Origin of the sequence: Paenibacillus sp. y28 (genome assembly GCF_037137075.1) — a bacterium.
In the GTDB taxonomy this organism is placed as follows: domain Bacteria; phylum Bacillota; class Bacilli; order Paenibacillales; family NBRC-103111; genus JBBBNV01.
In genome coordinates this window covers 1-11,455 of record NZ_JBBBNV010000010.1, presented here as the reverse complement: position 1 = coordinate 11,455, position 11,455 = coordinate 1, and the positions used below count along the sequence as shown (strand labels likewise).

The 11,455-nt window shown below is 51.3% G+C and carries 9 protein-coding genes and 1 pseudogene; 3 read left to right on the top strand and 7 right to left on the bottom strand.

The annotated features are described in order from the left end of the window. Positions 1-2: 2 nt before the first annotated feature. Complete coding sequence (locus WBG83_RS10080; protein WP_336744890.1) at positions 3-1,703, bottom strand: molecular chaperone HscC; 1,701 nt, start codon at positions 1,701-1,703, stop codon at positions 3-5. A gap of 137 nt (positions 1,704-1,840) precedes the next feature. Then, a complete protein-coding gene (locus WBG83_RS10075) occupies positions 1,841-2,527 on the bottom strand; it encodes a hypothetical protein (protein ID WP_336744889.1) in 687 nt (228 codons plus the stop codon). Positions 2,528-3,067: 540 nt separating this feature from the next. Here WBG83_RS10075 and WBG83_RS10070 point away from each other — a divergent pair. Next, entirely contained in the window at positions 3,068-4,336 is a 1,269-nt protein-coding gene (locus tag WBG83_RS10070; protein ID WP_336744888.1) for an ankyrin repeat domain-containing protein, read from the top strand. 120 nt (positions 4,337-4,456) lie between these two features. Here WBG83_RS10070 and WBG83_RS10065 read toward each other — a convergent pair whose 3' ends face one another. The 3 genes from WBG83_RS10065 to imm47 form a co-directional block, all read right to left on the bottom strand. Next, positions 4,457-5,131 carry a hypothetical protein gene (locus WBG83_RS10065; protein ID WP_336744887.1) on the bottom strand — a complete coding sequence of 225 codons (675 nt, stop codon included), beginning with the start codon at positions 5,129-5,131 and terminating at the stop codon, positions 4,457-4,459. 295 nt (positions 5,132-5,426) lie between these two features. Continuing rightward, positions 5,427-5,897, bottom strand: coding sequence for an SMI1/KNR4 family protein (locus WBG83_RS10060; RefSeq protein ID WP_336744886.1), 471 nt, complete (start codon positions 5,895-5,897; stop codon positions 5,427-5,429). Between the two features lie 276 nt (positions 5,898-6,173). Continuing rightward, the gene (gene imm47, locus WBG83_RS10055; protein WP_336744885.1) at positions 6,174-6,980 is read right to left on the bottom strand and encodes an Imm47 family immunity protein; all 807 of its coding nucleotides are present in this window, start codon (positions 6,978-6,980) and stop codon (positions 6,174-6,176) included. A 216-nt stretch (positions 6,981-7,196) separates the two neighbouring features. On the opposite strand from imm47, the gene nfi reads away from it, so the two are divergent. After that, positions 7,197-7,883, top strand: a complete 687-nt coding sequence (nfi, locus tag WBG83_RS10050) for a deoxyribonuclease V (RefSeq protein WP_336744884.1) — start codon at positions 7,197-7,199, stop codon at positions 7,881-7,883. Positions 7,884-7,986: 103 nt separating this feature from the next. Here the strand turns inward: nfi and WBG83_RS22610 are convergent, their stop codons facing one another. Continuing rightward, positions 7,987-8,289 carry a hypothetical protein gene (locus WBG83_RS22610; protein WP_442955824.1) on the bottom strand — a complete coding sequence of 101 codons (303 nt, stop codon included), beginning with the start codon at positions 8,287-8,289 and terminating at the stop codon, positions 7,987-7,989. 166 nt (positions 8,290-8,455) lie between these two features. Continuing rightward, positions 8,456-8,635: pseudogene (locus WBG83_RS22605) on the bottom strand (DUF6444 domain-containing protein); the annotation flags it as partial. 310 nt (positions 8,636-8,945) lie between these two features. Between WBG83_RS22605 and WBG83_RS10040 the strand changes: the two are divergent. Continuing rightward, on the top strand, positions 8,946-11,455 hold a 2,510-nt coding region (locus WBG83_RS10040), incomplete at its 3' end, for an FG-GAP-like repeat-containing protein (protein WP_336744882.1).

Here is an 11,455-nt window from a genome sequence, read left to right as displayed (position 1 = left end):
CTTTAATAATCGCGCCACCGCTCCAGATGATCCAGCTCCCGCTTCAGCTCGGCGGCTGCTTTGCGGATTTCCTTATCCTTCTGCGTCGCCAGCAAGCTCTCGAAGCGCTGCAGCAGCTCCGCGATTTCGTGACGCCGCTCCCCAAGCGCTTCTTCATACAGCCGTTCTCCCTTGGCCAGCAGCAGCCGGTTCTCCGTACGATCCCGGGGATGAATCTTCAAATCCTTCAGCGCCAGAAGCCGCTCTTCAATTTGCTCCTTGGTCAGGGTGCCCGGGCTCTTCTCGATGACCAGACGGTTTTTGGCGCCGGTGTGAATGGTCACGACCTCCACCTCCAAAATCCCGTTGATGTCATAGGTATACCGGACATCAATGGGCTGATCGCCTGCCGGAGCAGGAGGAAGCGCAATACGCAGCTCACCCAGCTTGATATTGTTTTCTACACGGCGGCTTTCCCCTTGATACACCTTCAGCAAAATCTCCGTTTGATTGTCATAGATCGTGTACAGCCGTTCGACCCGGCTGACCGGAATCGGCGTATTGCGTTCAATAATCGGGAGGAAATACCCGGATTGATGCGAGCCATCCCCCATTTCCTTCGCCACATTGGTTCCCAGCGTATAGGGGCATACATCGGTCAGCACGACCTCCTGCAGCGCTTCGTGTCGTTCTTTGAGCGCTACCTGAATTGCGGCCCCCAGGGCAACCGCCTCGTCCGGATGAATATGGGAATACGGCAGCCGCCCGAACATTTTGCTGATGACCGATTTAATGACAGGCATCCGGGTTGCTCCCCCGATAAGCACAATGGCATCCAGCTCATTCGGGGAAAGCGCGGCATCCTTCAGCGCCCGCTCAATCGGATGGCGCAGCCGGACCAGCAGTTGGCCCGCCAGCTTCTCGAAATCAGCGCGATCCAGACGAAGGCTATACGCGTTGTCTCCCAGCTGCAGGTGCATCTCTGCGGCCTGCTCCCGGCCCAGCGCAAGCTTGCACAGCTCCGCCTGCTTGTTCAAGGCAGAACGCGCCTTGTAGTCCAGAGACTGGATATCGATTCCCTTCAATTCGGCGAAATAGGAAGCAAGCAGGCCTGTAAAGTCTTCTCCCCCTAGAAAGTTGTCTCCGGCAATGGATTTAACCTCCATTACGCCTTCGAACATTTCCAGCACCGATACGTCGAAGGTGCCGCCGCCCAGATCGAATACAAGAAATTTGGTTTCCGCTTCCTGCTGGTGCAGGCCGTACGCTATCGCCGCCGCTGTCGGCTCGCTGATAAGCCGTTCTACCTTCAGCCCGGCGAGCTCGGCCGCTTGCTTGGTGGCGTTGCGCTGGGCATCATTGAAATAGGCAGGCACACTAATCACCGCTTCGTTGACCGGCTCCCCCAAGAACGCCTCCGCATCCGCCTTCAGCGCCTTAATGACAAAGGAAGACAGCTCTATTGGCGTGAACGCGTGCTTGCCCAGATGAAACAGCTTTTCAGTACCCATATACCGTTTGAAGATGGCAGCGGTTACCTGCGGGTGGGTGATGAGGCGTTCCTTCGCTATTTGACCGATCAGAATATCGCCGTTATCATCTACGCTGACAATGGAAGGCGTCAGATGCTCTCCGAGCACATTCGGAATGATGGCCGGCCCCGCTTCGGTCCAGTAGGCAACCAGGCTGTTTGTTGTTCCAAGATCAATTCCAATCGCTGGCATAATGATTTACCTCATCTCATTTTGTATTCAATGGTCATACAGAACTGATGCATGAAATGAAACAAGCCGGTGCCTGCATGACGCAGAAACCGGCTTCCTGTCTACTACCTCGGGGGCTCCCCCGAGCACAGAGGCGCTCAAAGCCATAGCTGCTTTTTTTCAATAACGAGCCGCTCGGAAGGATTCATCAGCTTCTTCACCAGAGCCGCTGTGACCAGCAGCAGCAGCCCGCCCGTAAACATAAGAAACGGGATATAGCCGATAAGCTGAATCATGACGATAAGTGCATGGAACAATTCCGGGAGCCGGTCCGAATAATCCTCCATCGTATTCATATAAAAAGCAAGCCATGACAAAATTCCGCCAAATACGATCGTCTGGACCAGCATGATCAGCAGCTTGCGAATGGACGGACACACCCTGTTCTTTACCCGTTCACACGTAAATTCATGCGCCATGTGCGAGTACACCTGATCGATAAATTTGTTTTTTTCACAGGAAGAAATAAACCGGAGCGTTCTTCTCATAAACTGGCCGGTTTGAAAATGGCGGTATACAATGAGCAGCGCTTCATCGTGCTGATCATCGGTATAAATACCGACGATGGAAGTCAGCTTTATTGCTTTTTTGTGGTATTTAGTTAAAATCAGCTGCTCCAGCTTATCAGATTCACTGATTTCCATCGGATCGGAGACCATTTGCCGAATCAGCTTGACCGACTCGTCTCTCTTCAGATCGCTCAGCATAAACACCGGATATAGAACAAGCACTTCCTGATTTTCCAGCTTAAACACAGACGGATTTGTCAATTCATTCGTTGTCATCGCCCGATTCCTCTTCTGCAGCTTGGCTTTTCGCAGGTTAACTTCCTTCTATTTACCAAAACCCCTTACTATTTTACTGTTCTTTACAAAAAAATGCATTGTGTATTTTGTCACATTTGTGAGTTATTCCACAAAAAAAGTCGAATGGTGTGAACGTACAAATGAACCCCAGCAACCACCTTGCGGTGATTCCGGGGTTCTTTGTTCAGTCCAATTGTTCTTTGTATAGAAATCCGCCTCGGTGTTATGTTGCAAGAAGATTCGTTGCCGCAGTACAGCTTCAAGGGCAAAGCTCCGGTAAGGGAGTCATGATACGCTGTGACATGAGGGACCTCTCTGGACTTGATGTCATGGGTTACATTCATAACCCTTTGCAATGCAGCTTGTCCGCCAAAGCCCATACTCCATTTTTGTAGATGATTGTAAAAGCTTCTCAATCAACGCCCAAATCACACCCGTCTCATTGACGCACTTCTACACACCCTCTATAATGAGCATCGTAAAAACAAGAAAAAAATGCCAATAAGGGGGATACAAGGGATGCTAAAGCTTCTTGCCTGGCTATGGCTTGGACTCTTCACTGCCGGAACAATAAGCGGCTGCTCGGAGCACGTGCAGTCTGTGCCAAGGGGGCCGGATGCCTATGAAGAGTTCAGTATCCCGGACGCGTCCTTGATGCAGGCGGTCCAAAGCGGGAACCCCGATCAGGTCAGGGAAGCGTTAGAGGCGGCAAGGCCGCACATGAACCATATTGATGCATACACCCGGCGGACCGCGCTTCAGCAGGCACTGCAAATCCCGCCGGCGTACCGGGCACAAATCGTTACGATGCTGCTGGAGGCCGGAGCAGACCCCAATTTGACGGAAAACGGGAATATGCCCCCGATCTCCCTTGCTGCGGCCAACAATGATGTCGCTATTATGCAAAAGCTGAAAGCCGCAGGTGCCGACCTTCATAAAGGAGATTCGGCCGATGCCTCTCCGTTGCTTTACGCAGCTGCGAACAACGCCCGGGAAGCCGTCGACTATCTTCTTGGCGAGGGAGAGCGTGTCAACCGGCCTGATCGGCATGGGCTATATCCAATCGATCATGCGCTTACGACAGGGCAAGCCGAAATGGCGGACTATTTACGCAGTCTCGGTGGTCTAAGCGCACTGGATGCGGTAAAAACGAAGGCCGACGCCCAGGAGCTGATGAAGCAGGCGAAAGCCGAGGAAAGCCAGGGCTTCCTGGAGCTTCAAGTGGTATACAACAATGTATTTCTGACCAAGCTCATGCTCCAAGCGGGTTATCCTCTCTCTGCGCCGATGGAGGCGCTCATTCCCGAACTTGCCAAAGATGGGCGAATCGCCATGCTGAAGACGCTTCTGGAAGCCGGTGCGGACCCGGCAATCCGGGTCGGCGGCAAAACCGCGCTGGAGGAAGCGACCAAGAACGGGGATCAGGAAACCATCCATTTGCTGCTGCATTATGGAGCCGCGCTGAGTCAGAGCCAACGGGCCGCAATGTTGCCGTTTCGTACAGATATGCGGAAGCCCGTCCTTCCTGATGAAGTGCTCAAGATCGGCTCGGAGGGCTCGGGGGTTCAAGCCTTCCAGCACATCCTGCTTCAATTGGGAGAAAGCATCCCGGGAGGAGCGGACGGCCGTTTCGGCCAGCAAACGATGGAGGCGCTCCAATCCTTCCAACGCAAGCACTATTTGGACGACGACGGAATATACGGACCGTCCACGCAGGAAATGATGAAGCAGCTGCTGCACAATCTTGCGCCCTCATGCCAAAAAGCCGCTCCTGCCTCCAGGCAATAAACGGCTCTTTGCGGACAGTCGCCATCTTCGATTGACAGCCGGTTTTGGTCAACGCACGTCTTACTTCATGCTGCATTCGTACCCCGTCCGAACTTGAGTCTCAGGCTCACAGTGGAGGTATTACACACCAGCCTGCCTTTTCTCGATGATAAGTCTCTGCGTCGGACGCAGGGCTCTTCGGACAAGCCAAATCAGCACAACAATCACGATAAGCCCCGTAACAGCCATGAACGGAACGTAGCCGATATATTCCATCAGCCTAATGACGAAGTAGAATACCGCCGGGACGCGGAAGGAGTATTCCTCCGCTGTTGTGATATAATAGGCCAGCCAGGACAAGCCGCCCCCGAAAATGATGGTTTGCAGCAAGGTCACGAGCGGCTGACGAATCGAATTCCAGACGGTATTGGTCCGTTGCTCGTAGGTATATTCCTTCTCTCTGGTGCTATACCAGTTCTTAATAAACCGCTCCTTCTCTTCTTTCGAGGCAAAGGTGCATTCCTTTTGAACGGTTTGACCGTTCTCCTGACGGAAAACAAGCTGCAGCTTCTCGTCATCGCGGGGATGCGTGTACACGCCGGCAATGGAGGAGAGCCGGAAGGCCTCCGCAAAAAACTTCATCTGGATGTCCTGCCTGATTTGCTGCTCTTCCTCTGAATCGCTTGCAAGCTCCGAGATTAATCGCTGCACCTCGGATTGCTTGACATTCGTAATGAGCAGGTCCGCATAAACAAGCCACGCTTCCTCTTTTTCTAATTGATAAACCTCCGGGTTGGATAAATTTAATTGTGCCATCTGCTTCAGCCCCATTCTCGTTGTCCAATTGCATGACTAGACGATTTTGTATTTATTTCTTTTTTGAAGAACGATTTCTATATATTACTATTTCTTCAACCTCCATTTCAATGTGAATTTCTTCACAGAAAATAAGGTGATCCAGACCCTTTCCAAACCAAAACATACTGCTCTGACGGCCATCTACCTCGAAAAAAGATTTATTTGCAGCTTCAACCATCTGGATTCATTTTTGAGTTTTCAATTTATTAGTCAAAAAACCGGAGCCAATCCGCTCCGGTCCTGCCGCGTAATGCTATTCTCTTAACATAGCGATAAAATCATCAAAGTTATCTGCAACCTGGCTTGTTACCGGACTAAACTCACCGGACTCCTCGTGATACCAGACCGCCATCGCCGGCATTGTACGGTTCCGGTAGTCCAGACACAGGAAATCTCCGGCAAACAGCGCAGCAATGGGAATAAGCTCTGCGCCGATTAAATCCTCGTTATCGGTTAATCTTTCACCCAGCTGGGTCAGTACAACAGAAAGATCGTACCAGCCATTCACGTCATCGTCCTCGCAATTGTCCAACAGGCAAAGAAAACGCTCAACTACAAATTCATTGCCCCGGTGCTCGAACACATAGGTCTCCGGTACAGCCCCGTTGTACTGCCTTAAGAATTGCTTATATTCACCGGGCAGGATTACCCGACAATACTGTTCGAATTTTTGAATACACTTTCCACTAGGAGGCGGCAGTGTGCAGCCAGGTTGAACTCTCATAGCGCTTCCTCCATTATTTTTTTCGGCCCATTCTTCAGGAGACCGTTACCTGGCGCCCTATTTGCGATCAAACGTTCGTTCTCCCGCCTCACGGCAAGTCCATTCAAAAATTCTAGCTGCCATGCTGCCTTCCGGCGTAATACGGCTCCCCCGGATCAATGTCAAGCACGAACCGTCCGGGACCAGCCAGCGCATACTGATGCTCGCACCGCCACCGCTGCATCCGAGGCATTCCTCCTGTCATCTATCGTATCGTCTGCATACCGTTTCTTGCTGCTATACCGGGCGGCCAAAAAAATATTTTGTGCCCCGCTCCCACCTTTGTCCGGTCATCTGCTTCACATATTCATACAGCCGTTCGATCGTGGCGTCATCAATAGGGTCCGAATCATACGCCGGGCAATCGGTCCCCGTCCACAAGGACAGCAGGGTCGGGACATAGGTCATGTATAACGGCTCCTTGTCGTATCTGGCCTGCATCGCCCTAGCTAATAATTCCTTGGTCCAGACACCTGGAAAGACAGGCTCCCCCTCATAAAAATACAAAGGAGATTCCAGCACATCAAACTCCGCTTCAAAGGCGCTCAAAATATCCTCCACCGTCGTCTCCTCCGCCAGAAAGCTCCGGTACGGAAACAGCAGATCCAGTACAACCCGCACCCTTTCTTCTAGCTCCTCATCCTCCCAGCTTTCCAGCACTGCCAGCAAATATGGAACAACCTGGGGAGACAGCGTATACGATGCGCAGGACAGCGCCCGTTTAAGCTCTTCTTGATTTCCGGCTTCGATGAGCCGGGTTACATACTGGCCCCAAAGAGGGATGTCCTCATGCCGTGCGGCACAACAAAAAATGAGGCAGCCTAGCTCCCGAAGCGCCTGGACCGGGCTGTGCAGCATGAGCTGCGCCAGCTCCTGCCTTGCCTCAAACTCTCCGCGTTTGACCAAATCAACGGCCGCTAGCAGCCGGTCCTCCCCGCTCACGGCGGAATCCAAACGCTGCCATAATTGCACCGGGCTAAGGTCCGATACCGGCCGCTCAAATAAAACACTAACAAAGGTAAGCCGTTCCTGGTTGACGTTCATAAATTCTCCTGTTCTATCGATACAATTTCTCCCGTTTAACCGCCAATAAACCGACAGTTAAACATAATTTTACAGATTAAATGAAGACAAATCGTGAGCACATCGTCATATTTTGTCATTTTATTTAGCTGCGCTGTTCCCAGACCTGGCTGCTCCAACACGATGCCTCCTCCCTATGGTAAACTGTTCGTAACCTTCACTTTTGGGAGGATTTAAATGAAGCCTGTAATTCCCCCTTCTTGGCCATTAACCGAACAGGAGGCTCTGACCCTCCAGCGAGAGCTTGCTTCAAAAATAATTTCTGCCGGGCCGCTGCCGGACATTCGTTACCTAGCAGGAGTCGATGTCGCTTACAGCGAGCGGAGCGATCAAGTTATTGCAGCCGTGGTCGTACTAGAGGCCGCTTCACACACAGTGAAGGAGTCGGCTGTCGTTCAGGACACCGTTCAGTTTCCTTACATTCCCGGCCTGTTCTCCTTCCGGGAGCTGCCTCCGGTCATCAAGGCCTTCGAACAACTGAAGATAATCCCTGATTTGGTCGTCTGTGATGGACAGGGCTTCGCCCATCCCCGAAGATTCGGAATGGCGAGTCATTTGGGCGTTTTGTTTGATGTACCGACCATCGGGTGCGGCAAAACGAGGCTGCTCGGGGAGTATAACGAACCGGGGGCCTTACGGGGCTCCTTCACTGCTTTAACGGATCAAGGGGAAACCATCGGCCACGTGCTTCGAACACAAGACGGCATTAAGCCGGTCTTCATCTCCGTCGGTCACCGCATTTCTTTGGCAGAGGCCAGCGAGTGGATTATTCGACTGACTCCGCGGTTTCGCCTGCCCGAAACGACCCGGCAAGCCGACCAGCTCGTGCGCAGAACGATGGCCTGCATCGAGGAACCCGGCTAAAGCCCAAGGGAAGCAGGCCGATTCGGTTAGGCGAGGATCTGCAATTGCCTTCGCCCTGGCGGCGGATTTGATGATTGCCACAGTTTTAAATCAGATAAAAACGCTACAGCAATTTAAACCGTTCCAGATGCTCCCACAGCCGCTCCTTTTGCAAAATTTCCTTCTGCCTTCGTCCGATGAGATCGAAATGGGGAAATGGCTGGCGGCGATGAATATATTTCGGGTCCAGGCTGTTTTCAGTACACCACGCCGCCAGCCGCTCCAGATTGGAGCAGCCTACCTTCGTTACACTGTGAACCTCGGGAAACCGGGGATCGTACCAGAAATGGGTCAGAAATGCGATTTCCCCCCGGGACACGGCGTGCTTCCACCGGGCCAACTCTTCTTTTTTCAAGCCAAATGCCACACCGCTTCATCCTTTTCCTGAAATTGTTCTGCCACCGGCTACCATTGCAGAATAGCTGCTTCCCCCGTTTGATACACTCTAGGCCCGGCGTCAGCCCGATGCGTGAATACATTGTTATCTGGGCGATCCCTTTTTGCCGCCCGCCCGTTGAGCGTAGATTGGTCGGCTTGCGAAGACCATCGCTGGATGGCGGCTTGCTGCTGTTATTGCTATTTTGTCCAAGTTGACGTTCCAATTTATGAACACGTTTCTCTAACTGTTCGATACGTTCAGCTTGTCGATCGATGATATCGAGGAGCGTGTGGAAATAAGCTGCGATTTCTTTGTCACCTTTGCATATCGTCATAACCTGTTCCGGTGTTAGCTTCTTCCAGTATCCCTCCTCGTTCGATAAGTAGTTGTAAATAAATACTTCTACACAAGGTGCGGAAAATCCTTACAGAAGGCAAAAAAATATCTTCCGAAGCCTGGGAGACCTAAGTAGTAACGAGAAGAAACTCTATCTCATTGGATGTTAAGCCACTAATCAAGAACGATTTTGAGGTTGAGCCAATTTTAAAAAGTAGAATTTTTGTTGAACAATGTAAATTTTCTATTCTATAATTATATTGAACTGCACCCATGGATCTTCAAGATATCGTCAGACAGTCAGACCATTGGGGGGATCATCACAAAATTTCAAAGGCTGGGTAGAAAGGAACTGTGAAAGGTTGAGAAAATTGAATGGTAGATCAAAGGCTATAAATCCAATCAATCCAATTGGATTTGCTCGTGAAGGCACCATGAAACAGAGAAATTCATTGCGTAAAAAATTATCCAAAGTAAGCGCTTGTTTTTTGGCCCTCACCTTAACGGTAATGTCATCGCAGCTTCTGGAACTGAAGGTACTGGCTTCCTCAAGTGCTTTATCCGCCGGTTCCTTGCCCATCACAGACAGCGGTACAACCAATGCGATACAGTTTCAGGTCGGGGATTTTGACAATGATGGGGATATTGATATCCTGACACAGGATGGTGGTACAGGGACCAGCATTACCTTCTGGGAAAATAACGGGAGCGGTTCCTTCACGGATTCCGGGACAGGTCGGTTTACAGGAAGCTTGGCGGGCCTTGCAATGACTATTTTGGCTACAAAGGTCGCCGATTTTGATAATGACGGAGATTTGGATATATACTGCCGGGTAAGCGGTGCTTCTAATGATGTCTACTTTGTGAATGACGGATCTGGAAATTTTTCTCCCGGAACCTTGCCAATCCCGGACAGTGGAACAGGAAACCCTGTGATTTACGCAGTAGGGGATTTTGACAATGACGGCGATATCGATATCTTGACCCAGGATGGCGGTGCAGGAACGAGCATTACCTTCTGGAAAAATGACGGGAGCGGAGTTTTCGCTGATTCGGGAACCGGATATTTTCCAGCAACCTTGACCGGATTGAATATAAACAGTACCTTCACGAAGGTTGCCGATTTTGATAATGACGGAGATTTAGATATATATTCCAGAGTTAGTGGTGCATCCAATGATTGGTTTCTGGAGAACAATGGAAGCGGAACGTTTACTTCTGGAACACTTCCAATCCTTGACAGCGGGACAAGTAACGCTGTGTGCTACAATGTAGGGGATTTTGACAATGACGGCGATATCGATATCTTGACCCAGGATGGCGGTGCAGGTACTGACGTAACCTTCTGGGAAAACGATGGCAGCGGAACTTATTCAAATTCGGGAACCGGACGTATGACCGGTATCTCGACTGGTGTGAATCTAGCGATTACTTCGAGCAAAATTGCTGATTTTGACAGTGACGGCGATTTGGACATCTATAGCCGAGTGAGTGGTGCGACTAACGACAAATATTATGTTAACGATACCAAGCCTCCTCTGGTGACCGCGAGTATACCTGGCTCCAACGGAACCAATGTGGGTGTTTCAGACAACATCACACTGTCTCTCAGCAACAGCAGTTCTGTCAGTAAGGGCTCGGGGACAATCATGATCAAGGTGGATGACGGGGACGGAAACTTTCTTAACGATACTACCTTTGAATCCATTCCTGTAACAGATACGCGTGTATCCATAACCGGCGATTCCTCTTCTTCGACGGTTACCATTAACCCCAGCGGAACCTTTGCATCCAATACTACCTATTATTTAGTGGTACCACCGACTGTTTTTTTGGATGCGGAAGGGAGAGGCTTTGTGTCATTTGCGGGCTCCCGATTTCATCCCGGTATTCCGGACCCGGCCAGAAAACAGGCGGGAAATTCGCTGCACAGTATTTCCGATAGAACGGTGCTTAGCTTTACAACCGGCTCTGCGGCATTAAGCAGTGATGCAACCTTGAAGGCAAGCTCAACAGTAAAGGGCCAAACTGCCAGCCTAGGGACACCTGATGCAGCATGGGATGCCGAAGCAGCCGGTTCAGTCACGCTTACTGCGGAACAGGCAGCGGACACCAGCAATATGGGTTCCTACATAACACGGTTTGAGCAGAATGATAGTCATGCAAATGTTAAAGTAGTTAAATATGCTTCGGGTAGTACACCGACAGCAGTCGGCTTTGACGGTGCAACAGCTTATGCCAACGAAGCAGTAAGTAACGGCGATTTCTTTATCATCAAGGTGGTTGCCCAGGATGGAGCCACGGTCTTGTATTATAAGGTGAATGTAATTGTGAACGCAGCGCCGACTTATACGGCCAGTGTCAGCCCGTCCAGCAAAGCCTTCCCTGCGGCTACCGCAGGATATGGCGCGCAAACAGCGCAGGAGATTACCATCACCAACACGGGAAGCGGAACGATTACCGGGTTGGCAGCGGCATTGGGCGGCACGGATTACGAGATCAGCACGGCGTTGTCGGCGACCAGCATCAACGCAGGCGACACGGCTACGGTGAGCGTCCGCCCGAAGACCGGCCTGACCGCTGACACCTACACGGACACCCTGACGATTACCGGAGATAATGGCGTATCCCAGACGGTGAGCCTGAGCTTCACCGTGAACGCAGCGCCGACTTATACGGCCAGTGTCAGCCCGTCCAGCAAAGCCTTCCCTGCGGCTACCGCAGGATATGGCGCGCAAACAGCGCAGGAGATTACCATCACCAACACCGGCACCGGAACGATTACCGGGTTGGCAGCGGCATTGGGCGGCACGGATTA

What these genes read in the sequence shown, in the direction of transcription:
- WBG83_RS10080 (WP_336744890.1), bottom strand. Translation starts at nt 1,703, where the DNA reads ATGCCAGCGATTGGAATTGATCTTGGAACAACAAACAGCCTGGTTGCC.
- WBG83_RS10075 (WP_336744889.1), bottom strand. Translation starts at nt 2,527, where the DNA reads ATGACAACGAATGAATTGACAAATCCGTCTGTGTTTAAGCTGGAAAAT.
- WBG83_RS10070 (WP_336744888.1), top strand. Translation starts at nt 3,068, where the DNA reads ATGCTAAAGCTTCTTGCCTGGCTATGGCTTGGACTCTTCACTGCCGGA.
- WBG83_RS10065 (WP_336744887.1), bottom strand. Translation starts at nt 5,131, where the DNA reads ATGGCACAATTAAATTTATCCAACCCGGAGGTTTATCAATTAGAAAAA.
- WBG83_RS10060 (WP_336744886.1), bottom strand. Translation starts at nt 5,897, where the DNA reads ATGAGAGTTCAACCTGGCTGCACACTGCCGCCTCCTAGTGGAAAGTGT.
- imm47 (WP_336744885.1), bottom strand. Translation starts at nt 6,980, where the DNA reads ATGAACGTCAACCAGGAACGGCTTACCTTTGTTAGTGTTTTATTTGAG.
- nfi (WP_336744884.1), top strand. Translation starts at nt 7,197, where the DNA reads ATGAAGCCTGTAATTCCCCCTTCTTGGCCATTAACCGAACAGGAGGCT.